The sequence below is a fragment of the Actinomycetospora sp. NBRC 106378 genome, from assembly GCF_030269685.1.
In the GTDB taxonomy this organism is placed as follows: Bacteria; Actinomycetota; Actinomycetes; order Mycobacteriales; family Pseudonocardiaceae; genus Actinomycetospora.
The window spans coordinates 84,268-107,529 of sequence record NZ_BSTT01000014.1 but is presented as its reverse complement, the minus strand read 5'-3'; the positions used below and the strand labels follow the sequence as shown (position 1 = coordinate 107,529).

The 23,262-nt window shown below is 74.1% G+C and carries 21 protein-coding genes and 1 riboswitch; of the genes, 6 read left to right on the top strand and 15 right to left on the bottom strand.

Annotation, left to right across the window (positions count from 1 at the left end):
* Nucleotides 1-70 precede the first annotated feature (70 nt).
* Entirely contained in the window at nucleotides 71-1,036 is a 966-nt protein-coding gene (locus tag QSK00_RS24635) for a quinone oxidoreductase family protein (RefSeq protein WP_285595124.1), read from the top strand.
* Nucleotides 1,037-1,240: 204 nt separating this feature from the next.
* A complete protein-coding gene (locus QSK00_RS24630; protein ID WP_285595122.1) occupies nucleotides 1,241-2,053 on the top strand; it encodes a SigB/SigF/SigG family RNA polymerase sigma factor in 813 nt (270 codons plus the stop codon).
* Here QSK00_RS24630 and QSK00_RS24625 read toward each other — a convergent pair.
* From QSK00_RS24625 to lepA, 3 genes are all read right to left on the bottom strand, one after another.
* Nucleotides 2,020-3,954, bottom strand: a complete 1,935-nt coding sequence (locus QSK00_RS24625) for an FAD/NAD(P)-binding protein (protein WP_285595120.1) — start codon at nucleotides 3,952-3,954, stop codon at nucleotides 2,020-2,022. The two genes, QSK00_RS24630 and QSK00_RS24625, sit on opposite strands and share 34 nt — an antisense overlap.
* Before the next feature lie 178 nt (nucleotides 3,955-4,132).
* Nucleotides 4,133-5,959, bottom strand: a complete 1,827-nt coding sequence (locus tag QSK00_RS24620; protein ID WP_285595118.1) for a DEAD/DEAH box helicase — start codon at nucleotides 5,957-5,959, stop codon at nucleotides 4,133-4,135.
* 162 nt (nucleotides 5,960-6,121) lie between these two features.
* A complete protein-coding gene (gene lepA, locus QSK00_RS24615; protein WP_285595117.1) occupies nucleotides 6,122-8,080 on the bottom strand; it encodes a translation elongation factor 4 in 1,959 nt (652 codons plus the stop codon).
* Between the two features lie 133 nt (nucleotides 8,081-8,213).
* Here lepA and rpsT point away from each other — a divergent pair, with 133 nt between their 5' ends.
* A complete protein-coding gene (gene rpsT, locus QSK00_RS24610) occupies nucleotides 8,214-8,507 on the top strand; it encodes a 30S ribosomal protein S20 (RefSeq protein ID WP_285595116.1) in 294 nt (97 codons plus the stop codon).
* A gap of 239 nt (nucleotides 8,508-8,746) precedes the next feature.
* Here the strand turns inward: rpsT and holA are convergent, their stop codons facing one another.
* Nucleotides 8,747-9,748: a DNA polymerase III subunit delta gene (gene holA, locus QSK00_RS24605; protein ID WP_285595114.1), complete on the bottom strand. Its 1,002-nt coding sequence runs from the start codon at nucleotides 9,746-9,748 to the stop codon at nucleotides 8,747-8,749.
* Between the two features lie 137 nt (nucleotides 9,749-9,885).
* A riboswitch (SAM riboswitch) is annotated at nucleotides 9,886-10,003 on the top strand.
* A 12-nt stretch (nucleotides 10,004-10,015) separates the two neighbouring features.
* Here holA and thrC point away from each other — a divergent pair.
* Nucleotides 10,016-11,278: a threonine synthase gene (gene thrC / locus QSK00_RS24600; protein WP_285595112.1), complete on the top strand. Its 1,263-nt coding sequence runs from the start codon at nucleotides 10,016-10,018 to the stop codon at nucleotides 11,276-11,278.
* On the opposite strand, the gene QSK00_RS24595 is transcribed toward thrC, so the two are convergent.
* From QSK00_RS24595 to rsfS, 5 genes are read right to left on the bottom strand one after another with little or no spacing between them, the layout of a single operon-like run.
* Complete coding sequence (locus QSK00_RS24595) at nucleotides 11,275-13,635, bottom strand: ComEC/Rec2 family competence protein (protein ID WP_285595110.1); 2,361 nt, start codon at nucleotides 13,633-13,635, stop codon at nucleotides 11,275-11,277. The two genes, thrC and QSK00_RS24595, sit on opposite strands and share 4 nt — an antisense overlap.
* Nucleotides 13,632-14,444, bottom strand: a complete 813-nt coding sequence (locus tag QSK00_RS24590; RefSeq protein WP_285595108.1) for a ComEA family DNA-binding protein — start codon at nucleotides 14,442-14,444, stop codon at nucleotides 13,632-13,634. The genes QSK00_RS24595 and QSK00_RS24590 overlap by 4 nt, the downstream gene beginning before the upstream one ends.
* Nucleotides 14,445-14,454: 10 nt before the next feature.
* Complete coding sequence (octT, locus tag QSK00_RS24585) at nucleotides 14,455-15,240, bottom strand: diglucosylglycerate octanoyltransferase (protein ID WP_285595106.1); 786 nt, start codon at nucleotides 15,238-15,240, stop codon at nucleotides 14,455-14,457.
* Complete coding sequence (locus tag QSK00_RS24580) at nucleotides 15,237-15,836, bottom strand: histidine phosphatase family protein (protein ID WP_285595105.1); 600 nt, start codon at nucleotides 15,834-15,836, stop codon at nucleotides 15,237-15,239. Before QSK00_RS24580 ends, octT begins: the two co-directional genes overlap by 4 nt.
* Before the next feature lie 6 nt (nucleotides 15,837-15,842).
* Nucleotides 15,843-16,226: a ribosome silencing factor gene (gene rsfS / locus QSK00_RS24575; protein ID WP_230750922.1), complete on the bottom strand. Its 384-nt coding sequence runs from the start codon at nucleotides 16,224-16,226 to the stop codon at nucleotides 15,843-15,845.
* 59 nt (nucleotides 16,227-16,285) lie between these two features.
* Between rsfS and QSK00_RS24570 the strand changes: the two genes are divergently transcribed.
* Entirely contained in the window at nucleotides 16,286-17,494 is a 1,209-nt protein-coding gene (locus QSK00_RS24570) for an FIST signal transduction protein (protein WP_285595098.1), read from the top strand.
* A 44-nt stretch (nucleotides 17,495-17,538) separates the two neighbouring features.
* Here the strand turns inward: QSK00_RS24570 and QSK00_RS24565 are convergent, their stop codons facing one another.
* The 4 genes from QSK00_RS24565 to QSK00_RS24550 form a co-directional block, all read right to left on the bottom strand.
* Complete coding sequence (locus QSK00_RS24565) at nucleotides 17,539-18,159, bottom strand: YdeI/OmpD-associated family protein (protein ID WP_285595096.1); 621 nt, start codon at nucleotides 18,157-18,159, stop codon at nucleotides 17,539-17,541.
* 67 nt (nucleotides 18,160-18,226) lie between these two features.
* On the bottom strand, nucleotides 18,227-18,844 hold the full coding sequence (gene nadD / locus QSK00_RS24560; RefSeq protein ID WP_285595094.1) for a nicotinate-nucleotide adenylyltransferase: 618 nt from the start codon (nucleotides 18,842-18,844) through the stop codon (nucleotides 18,227-18,229).
* A 12-nt stretch (nucleotides 18,845-18,856) separates the two neighbouring features.
* Nucleotides 18,857-20,308: a VWA domain-containing protein gene (locus QSK00_RS24555; RefSeq protein ID WP_285595092.1), complete on the bottom strand. Its 1,452-nt coding sequence runs from the start codon at nucleotides 20,306-20,308 to the stop codon at nucleotides 18,857-18,859.
* On the bottom strand, nucleotides 20,308-21,198 hold the full coding sequence (locus QSK00_RS24550; RefSeq protein WP_285595090.1) for an AAA family ATPase: 891 nt from the start codon (nucleotides 21,196-21,198) through the stop codon (nucleotides 20,308-20,310). The genes QSK00_RS24555 and QSK00_RS24550 overlap by 1 nt, the downstream gene beginning before the upstream one ends.
* A gap of 107 nt (nucleotides 21,199-21,305) precedes the next feature.
* On the opposite strand from QSK00_RS24550, the gene QSK00_RS24545 reads away from it, so the two are divergent.
* Nucleotides 21,306-21,524, top strand: a complete 219-nt coding sequence (locus tag QSK00_RS24545) for a hypothetical protein (RefSeq protein WP_285595088.1) — start codon at nucleotides 21,306-21,308, stop codon at nucleotides 21,522-21,524.
* 20 nt (nucleotides 21,525-21,544) lie between these two features.
* Here QSK00_RS24545 and QSK00_RS24540 read toward each other — a convergent pair whose 3' ends face one another.
* Together QSK00_RS24540 and QSK00_RS24535 are read right to left on the bottom strand one after the other, a co-directional pair.
* Nucleotides 21,545-22,552 carry a 1-aminocyclopropane-1-carboxylate deaminase gene (locus QSK00_RS24540; RefSeq protein ID WP_285595086.1) on the bottom strand — a complete coding sequence of 336 codons (1,008 nt, stop codon included), beginning with the start codon at nucleotides 22,550-22,552 and terminating at the stop codon, nucleotides 21,545-21,547.
* Nucleotides 22,552-23,199: a GntR family transcriptional regulator gene (locus QSK00_RS24535; protein ID WP_285595084.1), complete on the bottom strand. Its 648-nt coding sequence runs from the start codon at nucleotides 23,197-23,199 to the stop codon at nucleotides 22,552-22,554. Before QSK00_RS24535 ends, QSK00_RS24540 begins: the two co-directional genes overlap by 1 nt.
* Nucleotides 23,200-23,262: the final 63 nt, after the last annotated feature.

Sequence of the window (23,262 nt, the reverse complement as noted above, 5' to 3'; positions counted from 1 at the left end):
CGCCGTCGGCGAGCTCCGCTGCGCTCCGTCGTCCGGGCGCGCGGTGGCGCTCCCCGATAGGTTCGGCGCCATGTTCGCCGTCTACGCGTCCGAGCCCAACAGCGACGACCCGCTCGCCTCCCTCGTCGTGGGTGAGCGTCCCGATCCGGAGGTCCCCGAGGGGTGGGTGCGGGTCAAGGTCGAGGCCGCGAGCCTCAACATGCACGACCTGTGGACGCTGCGCGGCGTCGGCATCAAGCCCGAGCAGTTCCCCATGATCCTGGGCTGCGACGGCGCCGGCACGCTCGACGACGGCACGCCGGTCGTCCTGCACTCGCTGATGGGTGACCCGGACTGGAAGGGCGACGAGACCCTCGACCCGAAGCGCAAGATGCTCACCGAGTGGGCCCAGGGCAGCTTCGCCGACTACGTCGTCGTCCCGAAGCGCAACGCGCTCCCCCGCCCCGAGGGCATGTCGGCCGTCTCCGGGGCCGTCATGGGCACCGCGTGGCTGACCGCCTACCGCATGCTGTTCACCAAGTCCGGCCTGCGCGGCGGGCAGACGATGCTCGTGCAGGGCGCCTCCGGCGGCGTCTCCACCGCCCTGATCGCCCTCGGGCGCGCCGCGGGCATGCAGGTCTGGGTCACCGGCCGCACCGAGGAGAAGCGCGAGCTCGCGCTGCGCCTGGGCGCCCACCAGGTCTTCGAGTCGGGCGGCAAGCTGCCCGGCAAGGTCCAGGCCGTGTTCGAGACCGTCGGCGAGGCCACCTGGAAGCACTCCGTGCGCTCCCTGGTGCCCGGCGGCACGATCGTCTGCTCCGGCGCCACCTCGGGCAACCAGCCGCCCGCCGAGCTCGCCCAGATGTTCTTCCTGCAGAAGAACCTGGTCGGCTCCACGATGGGCACCCTCGACGAGCTGCGCGACCTCCTCGACTTCGTCGCGACCACCGGCATCACCCCGGAGGTCGGCCAGGAGCTGCCGATGACCGAGGCCGGGACCGGCTTCCGCTCCATGTTCGACGGCGAGACCGCCGGCAAGATCGTCTTCACCCGCTGACACCCCGTCCCGACGACGGGTCCCCCCGGCGGGACCCGTCGTCGGGATGTTTAGGTCCCCGTCCCCGGGGAATGCCGATGTCCCAGGGTTGAGCAACCAGTCTTGGTTCCGGGCCTGCCCAGATCGTGGCGGCCCCTGCTCCCCCGTCGTGGTTCACACCGCAGCCAGGCGGACCGCATCCATGCGCGTCTGTGAGGTCTGCCCGTGTCCGAGCGCACCAGTGCCTACGACCAGTACGCCCCGCAGCTGGAGGAACTCTCCACGTTGCCGGCGGTCGACCCGCGACGCGACCAGCTGGTCGCCGAGCTGACGGACGCCTTCCGGCCCGTCGCCCGCAACATCGCCCGACGCTTCTCCCGGCGCGGCGAGTCCGTGGACGACCTGGAGCAGGTCGCCGCGATCGGGCTCCTGCACGCCCTGCGCCGGTTCGACCCGGACCAGGGGCGGGACTTCCTGTCCTACGCCGTGCCGACGATGATGGGCGAGGTCCGCCGCCACTTCCGCGACGCCGCGTGGACGATCCGCACGCCGCGCGGGGTGAAGGACCGCTACCTGCAGGTCGGGACCGCGTCGACCGCCCTCGGCCAGCAGCTCGGGCGCGCGCCCACGGCCACCGAGCTCGCCGAGCACCTCGGGATCGACCGCGAGGAGGTCATCGAGGCGATCTCGGCGCACCACTCCTACCGGCCGGACTCGCTCGACTCGACCCTGACCCAGGGCACCGACACCACGGTCGCCGACGTCCTCGGCCACGACGACCCGGACCTCGCCCACGTGGAGTCGCGCGCCCTCGTGCGCGACCTCGTCGGCACGCTCCCGGAGCGCGAGCGCACCATTCTCGTGCTGCGCTTCGTCCACGAGAAGACGCAGTCCGAGATCGCCGAGCGGCTGTCGATCTCCCAGATGCACGTCTCCCGGCTGCTGTCCCAGACCCTGGAGCGCCTCCGTGAGCGCGCCCGGGTCCGCGACGCCGCCTCGGCCGCTCAGTCGTCGTCGGTGATCGCGAGGAGCGCCTGAGCGACCGCGTCGTTGGCGCGGAAGCTCAGGCTGTTCGTGTTCGGCCGGGTGAAGGCACCCGGCAGGCGCACCGTGGTGTGCGGGCCGATCGCGAACAGGCGCGGGTGCGGCTCCTCCTCGGGCCCGAAGAGCACCCGGTGGTCGGCGGGGTCCACCGGCAGCAGCCCGGTGGCGTGCTCGATCACGCCCGAGTAGTCGTCGCCGCGGGAGCACGCGTTCCAGCTCAGCGTCTCCTCGTCGACCAGCCCGGCGCGCATCAGCGACCGCAGCATCGGGTCGGAGGTCCGGCGCACGCTCGGTGAGGCGAGGCGGGCGTCGACGAAGGTCGTGGCCCGGGTCGGCGGGCCGTCCACGGCGGCGCCGGTGGCCACGAAGACCCCGCTCGCCTCGTCGATCTCCACCGAGAGCCCGGCCCCGAGGAAGGTCACGTACCCGGCCCGGTTGAGCGCGAGCATCTGACGCAGCCGAGGCCCGGGCGGGCCGCTGGCCATCGACGAGAACAGGTTCTGCCACCAGCCGAGGTCCCGGGCCCGCGACTTCGCGGTGAGCCCGCCCCGGCTCGCCAGCTCCACCGACATCATGAACGCACTCAGCAGGGCCGTGAACGCCCCCAGCTCCTCGGTGTGCCGCGGGTCGACGTGGCGCGCGAGGTCGTCGCTGATGTAGTTGCGCAGGAACTTCTGCAGCGTGTCGAGGTCCGTGCGCAGACCGTCCAGCGGACGGTCGAGCTGCTCGAAGTCGAGGCGGTCGGCCTCGTCGGGCACGTGGCGCTCGACCAGGCGCTCCCGGTCCGCGGAGTACCAGTCCACCTCGGCGTAGGCGGCGGCGAACGTGTCCCAGTCGCCGGTGACGCGGTCCGGGTGGCCGTGGAACAGCTCGTGGTACCAGCCCCAGCCCGCCTCCTTGGCGATCAGCGGCCAGGCGTCCTCGCGCAGGCTCACCCCACCCTGCCGGGCGGCCAGCGCGGCGACCTGGTCCGGGCCGAAGAACCGCGGGAGCGGCGGGCGCGGACCGATCAGCGTGTACTCGGTCTTCGCGTGGTAGGGCACGCCGCGGCCGGACCCGACGTGCAGCGACACCTCCCGGCCGGACGGGACGTAGGTGAGCCGGCCCCGCCCCGACCCGTCGTCGGGACCCTCGGGCTCCTCGACGAACCGGCCGCCGCGGCCCTCGAAGAGCAGCACCATGAGGTCGACGAACGCGAGGCCCATGCCGCGGGCGATCACCGTCTCGCCCGGCGGGATGGCGTCGAGGTCGGAGTCGGTCGTCTGCTCGGGCGCGAAGTAGCGCAGACCGAGCCGCTGCGAGCAGCGGAGCAGGGCGGTCTCGTCGTCGGTGGGGGCGGCGTCGAGGTGGCCGGAGGCGAGCACGACGGCGTCGGCGTCGAGCACCTCCCCGTCCTCGAGTCGCACGCGGCGCAGGTCGCCGTCGACGATTCCGGCGGCCCGCTGCTCGTGGACGTGGACGCGGACACCCTCGGGCAGGGAGTCGAGCACCCTCTCGAGCACGGCGGCGAGGTAGTGGCTCTGCAGCTGCCGGGTGGGGAACGTCGCGGGCGTCAGGGCCCGGATCTCCTCCCCCACGCGGCCCTCGGGCTCGGCGTGGGCGGCGCGGACCTCCTCGGCCCACTCGATGAGGCTCGGACCCGGGACGATGGGCCCGGCGCACGTGACCGAGTCGTCGGTCCACATGGTCACGTCGGCGGCCATGGAGTTCATCCACAGCAGCTCGGACTGCTTCGTGCGCCAGATGCGGCCGGCGCCGGCGGGGTACGGGTCGACGAGGTGCACGTCCAGCGGGTGTGCGGCGTCGACCCCGGCGCCGGCCGCGCCGGCGACGAGTCGTTCGAGCACCCCGGTCCCGCGTGGTCCGCCACCGACGATCACGACCGAGCGCGTCATGCCATCCGACGGTAGGCGCGGGTCCCGATCGCGGCCACCCGATGTGGCGCGGTCCCGAGCGAAGGGTCCCCTCGCGCGGATGGACGGGCCGTGGGCGCCCGCCGCCGGGTCGCTCCCGAACGAGCGAAGGGCCCTCTCGCGCGTTCCTCGCGCGAGGGGGCCCTTCGGTCGGGACGGACTAGCGGGGCGAGCGCTCCCGACGGTCACGGCTCGGGGCGCGGCGCTTCTCCGGGCGCGGGCCCGAACCGGCCCGCTCCGAGTCGGACGCGCGACGCAGACCCATCGGTCGGCCCGCCACGCGCGCCCGCTGGAGGCGCTTCACGACGGGGTCGGGCACGTCGGCGGGCAGCTCGACCAGGGTGTGGTCGGTGCGGATGTCGATGTGCCCGATGTGCGCGGAGTCGAGCCCGGCCTCGTTGGCGATGGCACCCACGATCGCGCCCGGCTTCACCCGCTGGTTGTGCCCGACGTCGATGCGGTAGGTGTCGGTGCCGGACCCGACGTCCCAGGAGGACGCCGTGGTCGGGCGCTTGCCCTGGCCCCGGGCCGGCTTGTCGTCGCGGCCGCGCTTCTCGCCCCGCACCGGGGGCGTCGGCAGCTCGTCGACCAGCAGCGGCTTGCCGCCCTGGACCATCTTCGCGAGCGCCGCGGCGAGGGCCAGCGGGTCGACGTCGTGCTCGGCGACGTACTCGTCGATGACGCGGCGGAACACGTCGATGGAGTCGCCCCCGTCGTCGTGCCCCCCGAGCTCGGCGGTGATGCGCTCGGCGAACCGGGCGCGACGCCGGGCGTTGACCTCGTCGGTGTCGGGGACCGACATCTCCTCGGCCTTCTGGCGGGTGGTGTTCTCGATCGTCCGCATCAGCCGGATCTGGCCGCGCGTGACGAACGAGATCGCCTCGCCGGAGCGGCCCGCACGCCCCGTGCGACCGATGCGGTGCACGTAGGACTCGGGGTCGGTCGGCAGGTCGTGGTTCACGACCAGGCTGATGCGCTCGACGTCGAGACCGCGGGCCGCGACGTCGGTGGCGACCAGGACGTCGATCTTGCCGGCGCGCAGGTCGGTGATCGTCTTCTCCCGCTGGCCCTGGGACAGGTCCCCGGAGATCGCGACCGAGGAGAACCCGCGGCGGTTCAGCGCCTCGCTGACGTCGGTGGTGTTCTGCCGGGTGCGGACGAACACCAGGGCGGCGTCGAAGTCCTCGACCTGCAGGATGCGGGCGAGGGCGTCGGCCTTCTGGCGCTCGGGCACGACGACGTAGCGCTGGCGGGTGTTCGCCGCCGTGGTCGTCTTGCCCTTGATCGACACCTCGGCGGGCGCGTTGAGGTGCTTGCGGCTGACCTCGCGGATCGCCGTCGGCATGGTGGCCGAGAAGAGCGCCACCTGACGGTCGGCCGGGAGCAGGCCGAAGATGTTCTCGACCTCCTCGAGGAAGCCCATGTTGAGCATCTCGTCGGCCTCGTCGAGCACGAAGTACCCGACGTCGGTGAGGTCGAGCGTGCCCTTCTCGAGGTGGTCGGCGACGCGACCCGGCGTCCCGACGACGATCTGGGCGCCGCGGCGCAGCGAGGAGAGCTGCGGGCCGTAGGGCGCGCCGCCGTAGAGCTGCACGACGTGGACGTGCGGGAGCCCGGTCGCGAACGACTCGACGGCCTCGGCGACCTGGATCGCGAGCTCACGGGTCGGGGTGAGGATCAGCGCCTGCGGGGCGCGGACGCTCGCGTCGAGGCGCGAGAGCAGCGGCAGCGCGAAGGCCGCCGTCTTGCCGGTGCCGGTCTGGGCCAGACCGAGGACGTCGCGGCCGGCGAGCAGCAGCGGGATCGTCTCGGCCTGGATCGGCGTCGGCGTCTGGAAGCCCTGCTCGACGAGGGTGGAGACCACACGGTCGTCGAGACCGAGCGGGACGAAACCGTTCACGGTCTCGTCGGACCCGCCGTCGAGGGAGTCCTCGAGGAAGGGGTCGAGCGGGAGGTCGGAAGCGGACAGGACAGCAGCGTCGGTCACAGATCTCTTTCGAGTGGGGGTTCGTCGGACGGTGAGAGCTGTCCGCGGACCCGACACACGCGCAGTCCATCCCAGGCCGACAGCTCGGCACCTACATGACCATCCTACGCGAGCCGTGCCGACCCGCCGTCGGGAAGGGGCTTCCCGAGGGGGAGGGTTGGCTCACTTCTTGCCGGACTTGGCCTTGTCGACGGCGTTCTGGTCGGTGGAGAGCGCGGCGACGAAGGCCTCCTGCGGGACGTCGACCCGGCCGATCGTCTTCATCCGCTTCTTGCCCTCCTTCTGCTTCTCCAGCAGCTTGCGCTTGCGCGTGATGTCGCCGCCGTAGCACTTGGAGAGCACGTCCTTGCGGATCGCGCGGATCGTCTCGCGGGCGATGATCTTGGCGCCGATGGCGGCCTGGATCGGCACCTCGAACTGCTGGCGCGGGATGAGCTCGCGCAGCTTCGAGGCCATCGAGTTGCCGTACGCGTACGCCGCGTCCTTGTGCACGATCGCGGAGAAGGCGTCGACGGCCTCGCCCTGGAGCAGGATGTCGACCTTCACCAGGTCGGCCGCCTGCTCGCCCGCCGGCTCGTAGTTGAGCGACGCGTAGCCCCGGGTGCGCGACTTCAGGATGTCGAAGAAGTCGAAGATGATCTCGGCCAGCGGCATCGTGTAGCGCAGTTCGACGCGGCTGTCGGACAGGTAGTCCATGCCCTCGAGCTGCCCGCGCCGCGACTGGCAGAGCTCCATGATCGGACCGACGAACTCGCTCGGGGCCAGCACCGAGACCTTCGTGATCGGCTCGTAGATCGTGCGGACCTTGCCGTCGGGCCAGTCGGCCGGGTTGGTCACCTCGGCCTCGCTGCCGTCGTCGAGCTCGAGGCGGTAGACGGTGTTCGGCGCGGTGGAGATGAGGTCGAGGCCGTACTCGCGCTCGAGCCGGTCGCGCGTGATCTCCAGGTGCAGCAGCCCGAGGAAGCCGCAGCGGAAGCCGAAGCCCAGCGCGGCCGACGTCTCGGGCTCGTAGGAGAGCGCGGCGTCGTTGAGGCGCAGCCGGTCCAGCGCGTCGCGCAGCAGCGGGTAGTCGCTGCCGTCGATCGGATACAGCCCGGAGAAGACCATCGGCTGCGGGTCGGCGTACCCCCCGAGCGGCTCGGCGGCGCCGCGGCGCTCCCAGGTGACCGTGTCGCCGACGCGGGACTGCCGGACGTCCTTCACACCGGTCATCAGGTAACCGACCTCGCCGACGCCGAGCCCCTGGCAGGGCTTCTGGTCCGGCGAGATGATCCCGACCTCGAGCAGCTCGTGCACCGCATTCGTGCTCATCATGCGGATGCGCTCGCGCGGGGTGATCTTCCCGTCGACCACGCGGATGTAGGTGACGACGCCGCGGTAGGTGTCGTAGACCGAGTCGAAGATCATCGCGCGGGCCGGGGCGTCGGCGTCGCCGACCGGGGCCGGGATGCGGCGCACGGCCTCGTCGAGCACCGCGCCGACACCGTCGCCGGTCTTCGCGCTGATGCGCAGTACGTCGTCAGGCTCGCAGCCGATGAGGTGCGCGATCTCCGCCGCGTACCGGTCCGGCTCGGCCGCCGGCAGGTCGATCTTGTTGAGGACCGGGATGATCTCCAGGTCGTGGTCGAGCGCGAGGTAGAGGTTCGCGAGCGTCTGCGCCTCGATGCCCTGCGCGGCGTCGACCAGCAGGATCGCGCCCTCGCACGCGGCGAGCGAACGGCTCACCTCGTAGGTGAAGTCGACGTGGCCGGGGGTGTCGATGAGGTGCAGCACGTGGTCGCGCATCTCGCCGTCGGGGCCCGCGGCGTACCAGGGCAGCCGCACGTTCTGCGCCTTGATCGTGATCCCGCGCTCGCGCTCGATGTCCATCCGGTCGAGGTACTGCGCGCGGTAGGCCCGGTCGCCCAGGACGCCCGTGAGCTGCAGCATCCGGTCGGCCAGCGTCGACTTGCCGTGGTCGATGTGCGCGATGATGCAGAAGTTGCGGATCCGGTCCGGGGGCGTGAACGTCTCGTCGGCGTAGCCCACGGTGCCCGGTCGGCCAGGGGTCTTGGTCGACTGCTGGGTGGTGGTCTCGGTCAACGAGGTCACGCCTTCCTGCTGGTGCGGTATCTGCTCCATCGTCCCACGAGACCCCGACGGTCATCGTCGGCGAGGGCCGTTGGTAACCTGGAGCCCACTGCGCCGTGCGGGCTGGACGCCTGTTGCGCGCCCGCACGAAGACACCCCAGCGATCAAGAGGTTCGAAAGCCCCGTGGCGAACATCAAGCAGCAGGTCAAGCGTAACCGGAAGAACGAGGAAGCCCGCCAGCGCAACAAGGCGGTCAAGTCCGAGATCAAGACGGCCATCCGTCGCTACCGCGAGACCGTCGAGTCCGGCGACGCCACCGCCGCCGACGAGCGCCGCCGTCACGCCGCGCGCCTGCTCGACAAGGCCGTGAGCAAGGGCGTCATCCACAAGAACCAGGCCGCGAACAAGAAGTCGCGCATGGCCCACCGCGCGACCTCGTTCACGGTCGACGCGAAGGCCGGCAAGACCCCGGCCTAATCCAGGTCCCGACGACGGGCGTCCCCTCCCGGGGGGCGCCCGTTTCGTCGTTCCTGGGGCCTTGCCGTTGCTCGAGGTGCACACCAGGCAGCTTCCGGGCCCCGCCGACCTGCCCTCCGTGGCCCTCGCGCGGCGACCGGCCGGCAGTGTCGCGACGCGCCGCCGCGAGATGCACACCAGGCAGGCCCGTGGGCCCCGAGCCATGCCTCACGTGACCCTCGCGCGGCCGGTCGAGGCGATCAGCGCCGGCGCGACTGCCCGGCCAGCTCCGCGAGCTCCGAGGTCGCCCGCTCCAGGGCGTACGAGGCGTCGGCCGCGACGCCCTTGACGTCGGCGTTCACGTCCGCGACCAGCGCCATCGCGCGCGTCAGGCCCGGGGCGTCCCAGCCGCGGGCCTGGCCCATCGCCTTCTTCACCTTGAACGGCGGCATCCGCAGCCGGCTCGCGAGCGCCCCCGGGTCGCCCCGCCCCGCCGCCGACACCCTCGCGATCGTGCGCACCGCGTCGGCCAGGGCGTCGGCCACCAGCACGTGCGGCACCCCGGTGTCGAGGGCGTAGCGCAGCGCCTCGAGCGCGCCCGCCCGGTCGCCCGACACCGCCTTCTCCGCCACCGCGAACCCCGTCACGTCGGCCCGCCCGCGGTGGAAGCGCCGCACCGAGTCCGCGTCGACCTGTCCCCCGGAGTCGCTCACCAGCTGGGAGGCGGCCGCCGCGAGCTCGCGCAGGTCGGCCCCGACCGCCTCCATCAGCAGGTTCAGGGCCTCCCCCGTGATGCCGCCGCCCGCCTGCCGGATCTCGGTGCGGACGAAGTCGGCCCGCCGGTCGTTCTCCCAGGGCTTGAACTTCGCGGCCTCGCTCACGCCCGCGCCGGCCTTCTTCAGCCCGTCGACCAGGGCCTTGCCCTTCGCGCCGCCGGGGTGCACGACGACCAGCGCGACCCCGTCGGTCGGCGCCTTCGCGTACTCCACGAGCACGGTGGTGACCTCGGCGTTCGCGTCCTGCGCCGCCTCGAGGACCACCACCCGGGACTCGGCGAACAGCGACGGGCTCACCAGCTCGGCCAGCACCCCCGCCGTGATCTCGTTGGCCTTCAGGGTGCGGACCTCGACGTCCGGGTCCTGACGGCGGGCCGCGACGATCGCCGCGGACACGGCGCGCTCCACGAGCAGGCCCTCGTCGCCGACGACGAGCCGCACCGGCAGCAGTTCGTCGACGGGCTTGCTCCGGGCTCGCGGTGGCACGTCCTCATCCTCGCACCGACCTCCGACAGCGTGGCGTGGGCAACGCTCGCGGCGGTGGCCCCGTGTGCTCCGGGTGCCGTAACGTGCCCGTAGCGCGACCCCGGGCCCCGGCCCGGCGGACGCCGACAACTGCATACGGCTCATCCAGAGGGGTAGAGGGAACGGCCCGACGACACCCCGGCAACCGGCGGCGCGGATCTGAACGCGCAAGACCGGTGCCAATTCCGACCCGCCACGGAGCGGGGAAGATGAGGAGAACACTCTTCCATGACCTTGACTGCGCCCGGCCGGACGTCGACCGGCTACGACCTCGGCCCGGCCGCCGCCCTCTCGTGTCGCGCCTGCGGCCACCGCACCCCGCTCGCCCCGGAGTTCGCGTGCCCGCAGTGTTTCGGGCCCCTGGAGATCGCGTACGACTTCCCGGCGATCACCCGGGAGGAGATCGAGCGCGGCCCGAAGTCGATCTGGCGCTACAAGAAGCTCCTCCCGGTGCCGACCACGGTCGAGGACCACCCGAACATGGACCCGGGCTTCACCCGGCTCATCCGCGCCGACCGGCTCGGCGCCGAGCTCGGCATCCGGAACCTCTGGGTGAAGGACGACACCGGCAACCCGACGCACTCCTTCAAGGACCGCGTCGTCGCCGTGGCCCTCGCCGCCGCCCGCGAGCTCGGCTTCACCGTCCTGGCCTGCCCGTCCACCGGGAACCTGGCCAACGCCACCGCCGCCGCGGCCGCCCGCGCCGGGTGGGACTCGGTCGTGCTCATCCCCTCCTCGCTGGAGCGGGCCAAGGTCCTCATGACCGCCGTGTACGACACCAACCTGCTCGCCGTCGAGGGCAACTACGACGACGTGAACCGCCTGGCCACCGAGCTCGCGTTCGAGCAGGAGGACTGGGCGTTCGTCAACGTCAACGTCCGCCCGTACTACGCCGAGGGCTCGAAGAGCCTGGGCTACGAGATCTCCGAGCAGCTCGGGTGGCGCATCCCCGCGCAGACCGTGATCCCGGTGGCCTCCGGCTCCCAGCTCACGAAGATCGACAAGGCGTACGGCGAGCTGGTCTCGCTCGGGCTCGTCGACGCGGCCGACTGGAAGATCTTCGGTGCCCAGGCCGCGGGCTGCTCCCCCGTGTCGACCGCCTTCCGCGAGGGCACCGACGTCGTCCGGCCGCAGCGGCCCGACACGATCGCCCGCTCGCTGGCGATCGGGAACCCGGCCGACGGCCCCTACGTGCTCGACACCGTCCGGCGCACCGGCGGCGCCGTCACCGACGTGACCGACGACGAGGTCCGCGACGGCATCCGCCTGCTCGCCCGCACCGAGGGCGTCTTCGCCGAGACCGCCGGCGGCGTGACCGTGGCCAACGCGAAGAAGCTCGTCGAGACCGGGCAGCTCGACCCCGACGCCGACACGGTCCTGCTCATCACCGGCGACGGGCTCAAGACCCTCGACGCCATCGAGCACCAGGTCGGCCCGAAGGCCACGGTCCCGGCGACGTCGAAGGCGGTCCGCGAGGCCCTGGGCCTCTAGCGACGGCGCGGGTCCGGCAGCGGGTCGCCCCGGGCGACCACCGCCGGACCCCGCGGTCCCGGCACCAGCGCGAGGTCCCCGCTCTCGTCGGTCCGGCGCACCAACGCGCCGGTCCCGGCGAGCAGGCCCATGATCGACGGGTTCGGGTGGCCGTAGGAGTTGCCGCGCCCGACGCTCACCAGGGCCAACCGCGCGCCCGGAGCCACGAGGAACGGCGGCAGCGAGGACCGCGAGCCGTGGTGCGGCACCTTCAGCACCTCGGCGCGCAGGTCCACGCCCGCGGCCAGCAGCGCGTCCTGCGAGGAGCGCTCCGCGTCGCCGGGCAGCAGGACCCGCCCGAGCGGCGTGGTCGCCCGCAGGACCAGCGACGTGTCGTTGACCTGGGACCCGTCGTCTCCGTCGACGTGCGCGCTCGGATGCACGGGCCCCAGCACCTCCAGCACGAGCCCGGGCCACCGCAGCACCATCCCCCTCTCCATCCCGACGACGGGTGCTCCCGCCGCTCGCGCGCGCCCGGTCACCTGCGCCAGGGCCGTGACCGGCTCCCGCACCGGACCCACCGCCACCGCACCCGTCGACCGGCCCCGCAGCGCACCCGCCAGCCCGCCGACGTGGTCGACGTGCAGGTGCGAGAGCACGACCAGGGCGAGCGACCGCACCCCCAGCCGGGCGAGGCAGCGGTCGACCGGCCCCGCGTCGGGCCCCGCGTCGACCAGGACCGCCCGCCCCGGCTCCCCGGTCGCGAGCACGAGTGCGTCCCCCTGCCCGACGTCGCAGGCCACCATCGCCCAGCCCGTCGGGGGCCAGCCCACCGGCACCACGCGCGTCGGGACGAACACCAGGAGGAGCCCGATCGCCGCGGCCAGCGCCACGAGCCGTACCCGCCGCCACCGCAGGGCGACCGCGCCGAGCACCACCAGACCGGCGAGGACCAGACCCCCGGGCACCCCGCCCGGCCAGCTCACGGTCGCCCCGTCGACGCCCGCGCACCGCCGCGCGACCCACACCAGCCACGACACCTCCGGCCCGGCCGCCCACACCGCGGCGTGGGCGCCCCACGTCCACCACGGCGCGCACAGCGCAGCCACCACGCCCAGCACGGTCGCGGGCGCGACCACCGGTGCCACCAGCAGGTTCGCGAGCACCGCGACGACGCTCACCTCGCCGGAGAGCCCGGCGACGACCGGCGCGGTCACGACGTGCGCGGCCACCGGGACCGCCAGGGCCTCGGCCACCCCGGCCGGCACCCGCCGCGCACGCAGGGCGGCGACCAGCGGCGGCGCGAGCAGCACCAGCGCTCCGGTCGCGAGCACCGAGAGGGCGAACCCCGCGTCGGTGGCCAACGCCGGGTCGACCAGGAGCAGCGCGACCACGGTCGCGGCGAGCGCCGGCAGCACCGACCGCTGTCGCCCGAGGGCCAGCGCCAGCAGGACCACCGCGCCCATCGCCCCTGCCCGCAGCACGCTCGGCGACGGTCGCGCCAGCACCACGAACCCGACCAGCGCGACCACGGCGAGTGCCGCCGCCGTCCGCGGACCGAGCCGCACGAGCCGCACCAGGAGGAGCACCGCACCCAGCACGTAGGCCACGTTCGAGCCGCTGACGGCCGTGAGGTGGGTCAGACCCGCCGTCCGGAAGTCGTCGGCGAGGTCGGGCCCGACGCCGGAGGTGTCCCCGACGACGAGACCGGGCAGCAGCCCGGCCGGGTCCTCGGGGAGCACCGCGCGGGCGGCGTCGCGCAGCCCGGCCCGCAGGTCCCCGGCCGCCACCTGCACGGCCGGCGCCGGGCCGACGTCGCGCGGTGGGCCTCGGGTGCGCAGCACCGCCACGGTCAGGTCCCCGCGGGACGACGCCGCCAGCGACCCGCTCGCGGTGGCCCGCTGCCCCGGGAGCAGCCCGACCCAGCCCGCCGCGGGCGCGAGCAGGACCACCTGTCCCTGGCCCGCCCAGCGTCCGCCGCCGGTCTGCGCCGCGACGAGGTCGGCGCGCACCACCACCCGGGGCCCGCCGAGCCCGGACGATCGCAGTGGCGCGGGATCGTCGGTGAGGACCACCTCGAGCGTCGCCGCCGACCCCGTCGCCGCCGCGGCGTGCACCGGGTGGTCGGCGACCTGCCACGCCGCGGCGGACGCGACCCCGCCCACCGCCGCCGCGCACGCACCCGCCGCCAGGAGCCCGGCCGCCCAGCGACGGGCCCGACGCCGCGTCGCGACGGCCACCGCCCCCAGCGCCACCAGCACGACCACCACGCCCGGCCCCCACCCGAGGCCCAGCGCCGTGAGCGCCGCCCCCCAGGAGCCGAGGGCGGCGGGAACGAGCCGCAGGTCGAGGCGGGGTCGCTCCTCGGGCGCGCTCACACCCGCACCAGCTCGCGCAACGTGCCGAACCGGGCCTCGCCGATCCCCGGGATCTCGCGGAGCTGCTCCACGGCGGCGAACCGGCCGTTCTGGGTCCGCCAGTCGAGGATCTTCTTCGCCGTCACCGGACCGACCCCGGGCAGCCCGTCGAGCTGTTCCAGGGTCGCCGCGTTCAGGTCGAGCTTCCCGTCCCCGGCCGGCGCAGCAGCAGGACCAGCAGCCGGAGCGGCCACCGGAGCAGCAGCCGGCGCGCCGACCACGATCTGCTGCCCGTCCACCACCCGCGCGGCCAGGTTCAACGACGTGAGGTCGACGCGGGGCAGCGGCCCTCCGGCCGCCTCCACCGCCTCACCGACCCGGGCGCCCTCGGCCACCGTCACCAGTCCCGGCCGCCGGACCTTCCCCGCCACGTGCACCACCACCCGTCCGCCGGCCGGCGGAACCACCGCGGACGACGACGGCGCCCCCGCGACCACCGGCAGCGGCGGCACCGGCTCCGCCACCGGCCGCCCGCCCCAGACGCCGATCCCCGCGACGACCGCGGCCACGACGACGACCGCCGCCAGCGCGACCGCCCCCCACCGCCCCGGGTCCCACCGCGCAGCCGCCCACGACGCCGGGAGCCACCGCGCCGTCCCCCGTGCCGGCGGGTCCCAGGCACTCGCGTGCACCGGCTCGGCCGCCGGCAGCCCCTCGTCGTAGGCAAGGCCGGCCCCCGGCGTCCCCGGCGGGGCCGTGGGCCAGCCCTGCCGCACCGACCTGTCGTCGGGAAGGGCGGCCTGCAGCCGGAGCCGGGGTTCCTGGGTCACCCGCCCGACGCTAGGACCGCCGGGAGGCGTCCTCCCAGGTCAGCGCCTCGTCCTGTGGACAACCGGGGTCCGCGGTACCGGTGGGGACAACTCGCTGCTCCGTCCGGACGAGCTCGGCCACCGCCTCCCCGACCACGCGATGGGCCGGCCAGCCCCAGTGGATCCCGTCGGGGTTGCCGTGCCCGCGCAGCACGTGCTCGACGACGAGCGGGGCCACCTCCAGCGTCCGCACGCCCGACGACGCCGCCCACGCCCGCATGGCGGCGACGTGCGCCGACCGCCCGGGATGCACCCCGCCGTAGAGGGCCGCGCGGTGCACCGAGGGCAGCAGCAGTACGACGGGGGCATGCGGACGCAGCGTCGTCACCGCCACCCGGATGCGCTCCAGGCACCGCACCGTCTCGGCGGGCGGCAGCGCCGTCGGGCGCCCCCGCGACAGCCGGACCAGGCGCGCGTGCCGGTCCCGGTAGAACCGCCGGGCCCGCGCGGCCAGCGACGGCGGGCGCAGCACCGGGATCAGCTCCCGCACGGCCGTGGGCAGCGGCGACGGGAGGGAGTCCATGCCGCCGACGCCGAGCACCACGGCGTCGGCGGTCCGCACCGACGCCCACACCCTCGGGTCGGTGCGCGTGGCGGTCCACGCATGACGGGCGGTCCAGCCGAGACCCGCGTGCAGGTCGGTCCGGACCCCCAGGCACGCCCCGGCCACCTGCGGCCACAGCCGCGGCTCGTCGACCGGGTGCGCGGTGCGGGGCCCGTGGAAGCTGAGCGAGTCGCCCAGCACCAGCAGGCTCACGCCTCGGCGCCCCACCGGGCGAGGCGCCAGCGGTCGATCCGGTACTCCAGCACCGCGGCCCGGCAGTTGCCCAGGGGGGCGAGCGAGCCCCAGTGCTCGGCGGGCAGGCCCAGGAATCCGCAGGTCAGCGCCAGGATGACGCCGCCGTGGGCGACGAGCAGCGCGGTCCCGTCGAGGTCGGCGTCGAGCAGCTCGTGCACCACCGGCAGTGCGCGCAGGTAGGCGTCGTGGCGCGACTCGCCCCCGGGCGGGTGGAAGTGCGCGTCACCCCGCCAGGCGTCGAGCCCGCCGGGCCAGCCCGCCTCGACCTCGTGGTCGACGAGCCCCTGCCACTGCCCGACGTCGGTCTCGCGCAGCCGCGGCTCCTTGCGCGGCTCGACGTCGAGACCCTCGGTGGCCGCCGCCGCCGTCTGCCACGCCCGGGCCTGGTCGGAGGCGAGCACGACGACGGGTCCGAGGTCCCGGACGCCGGGTGCGGTCGCCTCCGCCTGCGCCGCCCCGGTCCCGTCGAGCGGCGGGTCGAGCCGGCCCTGCATGCGGCGCTCGGCGTTCCACGCGGTCCGTCCGTGCCGGAGCAGGACGATGCGGTCGACCAACTCAGCTCACTCCGCGCTGCGCGGCAGCGAGACCTCGGCCGGCAGGTCGATGTGCGGGCAGTCCTTCCACAGCCGCTCGAGGCCGTAGAAGTCGCGCTCGTCGGAGTGCAGCACGTGGACGACGACGTCGCCGAAGTCCAGGAGCACCCACCGGGCCTCCTGCGTGCCCTCGCGGCGGACGGGCTTGACGTCCTCGCCGCGCAGCTTCTCCTCGACGTTGTCGACGACGGCCTGCACCTGGCGCTCGTTGGGCGCCGAGGCGATCACGAAGCAGTCGGTGAGCGGGAGGCGCTCGGAGACGTCGATCGCGACGACGTCCTGGGCGAGCTTGTCGGCGGCGGCCAGGGCCGCGACCTCGGCCAGGCGGCGCGCGTGATCGGTGGCGGCCATCGCGGTGAGCTTACCGCTGCCCTGGTTTCACCGTCGGTGGTGGCGTTCATACTCCGGTCATGCACGACGCCGCGACCACGCAGACCTCGGCGTTCGGGGACGGGCTCGCCCAGGGGCCCGACCTCGAGGCCGCCGCCGAGACCGCCGTGGCCGCTGCCACCGCTCCCCTGCAGGGCCGCCGGCCCGACCTGATGTCGGTGTTCGTCTCGCACCCCGACCCGGACGTGGCGGCCGCCGTCGGGCGGCAGGCGATGCAGATCGCGGGGGCCACCACCACGCTCGGGTGCCGGGCGTCGGGGGTGATCGGGGACGGCCGGGGCGTCGAGGACGCCCCGGCGGTGGCGGTGTGGGCGGCCACCCTCCCCGGCGTGCGGGTCACCCCCTTCCACCTGCAGGCCGCCCGCCACGAGGGCGGCATCTCGGTCGGCGGCATGCCGGTGCCCGCCGCGGACGACGCCGTGGCCGTGCTGCTGGCCGACCCCTTCACGTTCCCCGCGCAGGGCTTCGTCGAACGGTCGGACGAGGCGCTGCCGGGTCTGCCGATCGTCGGCGGCCTCGCCACGGCGCCGGTGGGCAGCTCGGCCCTCGGCCCGGCGCGACCCGGCCCAGGCGGCGCCCGGCTCTTCCTCGACGGCGAGGTGCACGAGCGCGGCGCCGTCGGGGTGCTCCTCGGGGGCGACGTGTCCGTGCGCACCCTGGTCAGCCAGGGCTGCCGGCCGATCGGCCCGGCGATGACCGTCACCGGCTCGTCGGGTTCGCAGCTCACGTCGCTCGCGGGCCAGCCGGCCTACCGCAAGCTCGAGGAGATCCTCCGCGACCTCGGCGAGGAGGACTCCGCCCTCGCGATGCGCGGCCTGCACCTCGGGATCGCGATGGACGAGTACGCCGACGAGCACGGGCGTGGCGACTTCCTGGTCCGCGGCGTGGTCGGGGCCGACGAGGAGGCCGGGACGGTCACCGTCGGGGACATCGTGGAGGTCGGGCGCACGGTGCGCTTCCACGTCCGCGACGCGTCGACCGCCGGCGAGGACCTCGACGCCCTCATGGCGCTCACCTCCGAGGACGCCCCCGCCGGCGGCGCGCTGCTGTTCTCCTGCACCGGCCGCGGTCGCGTGATGTTCGGGGACGACACGTCGCACGACGTGCGGGCGATCCGGCGGGGCCTCGCGCCCCGCGTCGCCGGGTTCTTCGCCGACGGCGAGATCGGGCCGGTCGCGTCGAGGAACCACCTGCACGGTTTCACCGCGTCGGTGCTGGCCTTCGGGTAGGTGGCCTCCGGCCTGGTGAGCACTTCTCCGTGCTCCAGCACGGATCACTGCTCACGGGGCCTCCGGCCACCCTGTGGATAGATCGTCTCGCCGCGCTCGAGCATGGCGACGTACTCGGCGATCCGCCGGTCGCGGGTGCGGGCGGTCTTCAGCTGCCCGAGCCGGTGGATGAGCGCGTAGCGGTTCTGGCTGGTCAGGGTGGCGAACGTGGCCGCCGCGGCGGGTGAGGCCGCGATGGCGGCCGCCAGGTCGTCGGGGACGGTCGCGGTGGCGGGCCCGGCGTAGGCCGCGTCCCACCGGCCGTCCGCCTTCGCCCGCTCGACCTCGGCGAGCCCGGCGTCGTGCATGCGGCCCGCCGCGACGAGCCGGTCGACGTGCCCGACGTTCCGGGCCGACCACGGGGACCGCGCCCGCCGCGGCGTGAACCGCTGGAACAGCGAGAGCTCGTCGCGACGACGGACCTGCCCGTCGATCCAGCCGAAGCACAGGGCCTCGTCGAGCGCCTCGGCGTAGACCAACGTCGTCGGCGGGTCCGGCGCCGTGAACGCCGCCTTCTTCGCGAGCACCAGCCACACGCCCACCGGGTCGGTGTGGTTCACACCCAGCCAGGCGCGCCAGGCCTCGGCGTCGGGCAGGAGGAGCTCCGGCTGGTCCACGGACGACATTGTGACGATGCGGCGTCCCTGCCACTGGATGACAGCAACGACGCTTTCCTGCCACGAAGGAGGGGTGCTACCCCAGGTGCTCCAGGCGCGACGGCGAGCGACCGTTCCGGTAGAGCCCGCGCTTCGCGATGTACTGCACCACGCCGTCGGGCACGAGGTACCAGACCGGCTCGCCCTTCCCGACGCGCGCGCGACAGTCGGTCGACGAGATCGCCATCGCCGGCACCTCGATGAGCGACACCGCGCCCTTCGGCAGGTGGTCGGAGACGAGCTCGAACCCGGGCCGCGTGACGCCGACGAAGTGCGCGATCTCGAACATCTCGTCGGCGCGGTGCCAGGACAGGATCTGCTCGAGCGCGTCGGCGCCGGTGATGAAGAAGAGCTCGTCGTCGGGGAACACCGCGGCGAGGTCGCGCAGGGTGTCGACGGTGTAGGTCGGGCCGTCGCGGTCGACGTCGACGCGGCTGACCGTGAAGCGCGGGTTCGACGCCGTCGCCACCACCGTCATGAGGTACCGGTCCTCGGCCGCGGTGACGTCCTTCTTCTCCTTCTGCCACGGCTGCCCGGTGGGCACGAACACGACCTCGTCGAGGTCGAAGCGCAGGGCGGCCTCGCTGGCCGCGACCAGGTGTCCGTGGTGGATCGGGTCGAACGTGCCGCCCATGACGCCGACGCGCATCGCCATCTCCGTTCCAGCTCAGACCGGGAGCAGCCCGCCGACCACGCCGGCGAGCTGGGCCGCCGTGCGGCACTCGTGCATCGGCATGACCCGGCCGTACTCGATCGCCGCCGAGTCGCCGGTCCCCCACTGCCGTTGCGGTTCGGGATTCAACCAGTGCGCGTGCCGGGCCTTCGCGACGACGGCGGAGAGGACCCCGAGCGCCGGGTCCTGGTGGTTGGTGCGGGCGTCGCCGAGGACCAGCAGCGAGCTGCGGTCGGTGACGGCGTCGGGCCAGCGGTCGGCGAACCGCTCGAAGGCCCGGCCGTAGTCGGAGTGCCCGCTCCACGCCACGAGCCCGCGACGGGAGTGCACGTCGGTGAGGATCCCGGCGAGATCGGCACCCGGCGTGAACAGGTCGGTGACCTCGACGCACCCGTCGACGAAGCAGAAGATCCGGATCCGGGAGAACTGCTCGCGCAGCGCCTGGACCAGCATCATCGTGAAGTGGCTGAACCCGGCGACCGACCCGGACACGTCGCAGAGCAGGACCAGCTCGGGGCGGCCGGGCCGCGGGCGCCGGTGCACGAGGTTCACGGGCACGCCCCCGGTCGACATCGAGCGGCGCAGGGTGCGGCGCATGTCGATCGGTCCACGGTGGGCCCGACGGCGGCGGGCCGCGAGTCGGGTGGCGAGGTGGCGGCCGAGCGGAGCGACCCGTCGTCGCAGGTCGGCGAGGGTGTCGGCGCCGGCGGAGAGGAAGTCGGTCTGCTCGGCCTGGCGGCGCACCCCGGTGCGCGCGGCGGCCTCCCGGCCCCGGATCTCGCTGCCCCGCCGCGTGGTCTCGCCCTGCACCATCCGGCGGAACTCGGCGATCCGTGCGCGGGTCTCGCGGCGGGCGACCTCCTCGGCGAACGGGCTGTCGGCCGCCTCGGCCTGCCGACGGGTGCGCAGCTCCGCGAGCACCCGCGCGAGGAGCGTCTCGGGCTTCACGCTGTTCAGCGCCTGGTAGGAGGAGAACCCCGACGGCGGACCCTGGGACCCGTCCCGCCCCTGGCCGCCGCTGCCGCCCGACCCCGGACCCCGACCCGCCCCGAGCGTCCCCAGACCGTCGACGACCGCACGGGCGAGCTCGGAGAGTGCCTCGGTGTCGCCGTCGACCAGGAGCTGGGCGAGCAGGTCACGCAGGGCGTCGACGTCGACCGAGCCGTCCTCGGCGTAGGGCAGCGCGACCTCCCCGAGCGCGGCGCCCTGTCCCAGCGGCCACCACAGCTCGAACAGGGCGTCGAACGTCTGTCGCTGTCCGCTGCGGCGCAGCACGGCGGCGGCCAGCCCCTCCCGGAGCTGCTCGCGGCGCAGCAGGTCGATCTCCGCCATCACCGCGGCGGCGTCGACGGTCTCACCCGGCCCCACGTCGACGTGGTGGCGGCGCAGCGCCTGCACGAAGTCGACGAGGTGGGCCGGCAGTCCCCGCTCGGGTGTCGCGACCATCAGTTCAACCGCAGTTCCGAGGAGGCCTTGACCAGGTCCGCGCGGTGCTTGAGGACGACGCCGAGGCTCTGGCGGACCGCGTCGTCGTCGAGGGTGTCGAGCCCCAGCGCGACGAGGGTGCGCGCCCAGTCGATCGTCTCCGACACCGACGGCGCCTTCCGCAGGTCGAGCCCCCGCAGCACCCCGATGATCCGCACCAGCTCCTCGGCGAGTGCCTCCGGGAGCTGGGGGACGCGGGAGGCGACGATCCGGCGCTCGAGCTCGGCGTCGGGAAAGTCCAGGTGGAGGAACAGGCAGCGCCGCTTGAGCGCCTCGGAGAGCTCGCGGGTGGCGTTCGAGGTGAGCAGCGTGAACGGCTTCTGCGTCGCGGTGATGGTGCCGAGCTCGGGCACGGTGACCTGGAAGTCGCCGAGCACCTCGAGCAGCAGGCCCTCGACCTCGACGTCGGCCTTGTCGGTCTCGTCGACCAGCAGCACCGTCGGCTCGTCGCGACGGATCGCGGTGAGCAGCGGGCGGGTGAGCAGGAACTCCTCGGAGAACACGTCGTCGCGGGTGGCGTCCCAGTCCTGCCCCTGGCTGGCCTGGATGCGCAGCAGCTGCTTGGCGTGGTTCCACTCGTAGAGCGCGCGGGCCTCGTCGATGCCCTCGTAGCACTGCAGCCGCACGAGCCCGGCGTCGGTCGCCTCGGCCACCGCCCGGGCGAGCTCGGTCTTCCCGACCCCGGCCGGCCCCTCGACCAGCAGCGGCTTGCCGAGCCGGTCGGCCAGGAACACGGTGGTCGCCACCGCGGTGGACGCGAGGTAGCCGACCTCGCCGAGGCGCGCGAGGACGTCGTCGACGGAGTCGAAGAGAGTCGTCCGGCCGGTCGCGTCGCTGCCCACGAACCGCATCCTGCCCGGAGATCGACGAGTTGTCCCCCGCTGGTCACGGGTCGCAGGCCACACCCGTCGTCCGGGACGGAGGTGTGGGCCGGGGTGGCCACCGGTCACCCCGGGCGATGAGCACCCCACCGACCACCACCGTCACCCTCCCGTGGGTCGGCTCCCTCCGGCTGTCCCGTCCGCAGCTGGTCTTCGTCGGTGGTGTCGCCGCGCTGAGCGTGCTGGGCCTCCTCGAGTGGCCGGTCGCCCTGGTCCTCGGCGCCGGGCACGTGCTCGCGGCCGACCGCTCCGACCCCGCGGTCCGGCAGGCCGGCGAGGCACTCGAGACGGTCTGATCAGGCGTGATCAGGCGTGATCAGGCGAAGGCCCCGGAGTAGGCGTTGAGGGCCGGCTGGCCGCCGAGGTGGGCGTAGAGCACCGTCGAGCCGCGCTCGATCTCCCCGCTCACCACCAGGTCGACCAGCCCGGCCATCGACTTGCCCTCGTAGACCGGGTCGAGGATCACGCCCTCCAGGCGGGCGGTCAGCTCGATGGCCGCGCGGGTGGAGGCGACCGGGACGCCGTAGCGATCGCCCGCCCAGCCCTCGAGCACCGTGACCTCGTCGTCGCGCAGGTCGCGCTCCAGGCCGATCAGCTTCGCGGTGTGCCGGGCGATGCGGTCGACCTGGTCACGGGTCTTCTCGAGGGTCGCGGAGGCGTCGATCCCGATCACGCGGCGGGGCCGGTCGGAGTCCGCGAAGCCGGCGATCATCCCGGCGTGGGTGGAGCCGGTGACGGTGCAGACGACGATCGTGTCGAAGAAGACGCCGAGGGCGGCCTCCTGGGCCTCCACCTCGCGGGCCCACTGCGCGAAGCCCAGCCCGCCGAGCGGGTGCTCGGAGGCCCCGGCCGGGATGCCGTACGGCACGCCACCGGCGTCGCGGACCTCCTGCAGCGCGCGCTCGTAGGAGTCGCGCAGGCCGATGTCGAAGCCCGCGGGGTCGAGCCGCACGTCGGCGCCGAGGATGCGGGAGAGCAGGATGTTCCCGACCTTGTCGTTGACGCTGTCCGGCCAGTCCACCCAGCGCTCCTGCACCAGGCGCGCCTTCAGGCCGAGCTTCGCCGCCACCGCGGCGACCTGGCGGGTGTGGTTGGACTGCACGCCGCCGATCGAGACGAGCGTGTCGGCGCCGCTGGCCAGGACGTCCGGGACGATGTACTCCAGCTTGCGCGTCTTGTTGCCGCCGTACGCGAGCCCGGAGTTGACGTCCTCGCGCTTCGCCCAGACCGCGGCGCCCCCGAGGTGGGCGGTGAGCCGGTCGAGCCGGTGGACCGGACTGGGCCCGAACAGCAGCGGGTAGCGGTCGAAGTCGTCGAGGGACATCAGTTCTCCCAGGTCAGGGTGAGCCAGTTGGCGCGGGCCTCGCGGCCCGCCGCGTCGGCGTCGCCGGCCGCCACGAGCTCGACGATGCGGGTGTGCTGGGCGACCGAGGCCCGCCCGGTCAGGGACGCGAAGCGCGTGCGCTCCATGCGTCGGAGCAGGGGCGTGACCTGCTCGAGGGTGTCGCCGAGCGCCTGATTGACCGCGACCTCGACGGGGATGCGGTGGAAGGCGTCGTCGGCCGTGACGGCGGCGTCGACGTCGGCCCGGGCGAGAGCCCGCTCGAACCGGCCGTTCGCCGCCGTCATGGCCTGCAGGTGCTGCTCGGTGAGGTGCGGGGCGGCGCTGCGGGTGGCCAGCTCGTGCATCGCCGCGGCGACCTCGGCCGCGTCCCGCGCGGCGCGCTGGTCCAGCGGGCTCACGACGGTCGAGCTCCCCGGCTTCACGACGACGAGCCCCGCGAGCTCGAGCCGCGCGATCGCCTCCCGTACGGGGGTGCGGCTGACGCCGAGCCAGCGGCAGAGCTCGGCGTCGTGCAGCCGCTCCCCCGGCTCCAGCGTCCCGTCGACGATCGCCGCCCGCAGGCGGGCGAACACCTGCTCGCGCAGCGAGGTGCGCGGGGCGGCGGCGTCGGACGTCGGGACCGGCATGCGATATATCGCATCCTGGATTCCGGCTGATGTCAAGGCTTCCCGACGACCCCGCCCCACGGT

Bases quoted from the DNA above. Each gene is read 5' to 3' on its own strand.
- QSK00_RS24635 (WP_285595124.1), top strand. From the start codon at position 71: ATGTTCGCCGTCTACGCGTCCGAGCCCAACAGCGACGACCCGCTCGCC.
- QSK00_RS24625 (WP_285595120.1), bottom strand. From the start codon at position 3,954: ATGACGCGCTCGGTCGTGATCGTCGGTGGCGGACCACGCGGGACCGGG.
- lepA (WP_285595117.1), bottom strand. From the start codon at position 8,080: ATGGAGCAGATACCGCACCAGCAGGAAGGCGTGACCTCGTTGACCGAG.
- thrC (WP_285595112.1), top strand. From the start codon at position 10,016: ATGACCTTGACTGCGCCCGGCCGGACGTCGACCGGCTACGACCTCGGC.
- rsfS (WP_230750922.1), bottom strand. From the start codon at position 16,226: ATGGCCGCCACCGATCACGCGCGCCGCCTGGCCGAGGTCGCGGCCCTG.
- QSK00_RS24570 (WP_285595098.1), top strand. From the start codon at position 16,286: ATGCACGACGCCGCGACCACGCAGACCTCGGCGTTCGGGGACGGGCTC.
- QSK00_RS24565 (WP_285595096.1), bottom strand. From the start codon at position 18,159: ATGTCGTCCGTGGACCAGCCGGAGCTCCTCCTGCCCGACGCCGAGGCC.
- nadD (WP_285595094.1), bottom strand. From the start codon at position 18,844: ATGGCGATGCGCGTCGGCGTCATGGGCGGCACGTTCGACCCGATCCAC.
- QSK00_RS24555 (WP_285595092.1), bottom strand. From the start codon at position 20,308: ATGGTCGCGACACCCGAGCGGGGACTGCCGGCCCACCTCGTCGACTTC.
- QSK00_RS24550 (WP_285595090.1), bottom strand. From the start codon at position 21,198: ATGCGGTTCGTGGGCAGCGACGCGACCGGCCGGACGACTCTCTTCGAC.
- QSK00_RS24545 (WP_285595088.1), top strand. From the start codon at position 21,306: ATGAGCACCCCACCGACCACCACCGTCACCCTCCCGTGGGTCGGCTCC.
- QSK00_RS24540 (WP_285595086.1), bottom strand. From the start codon at position 22,552: ATGTCCCTCGACGACTTCGACCGCTACCCGCTGCTGTTCGGGCCCAGT.
- QSK00_RS24535 (WP_285595084.1), bottom strand. From the start codon at position 23,199: ATGCCGGTCCCGACGTCCGACGCCGCCGCCCCGCGCACCTCGCTGCGC.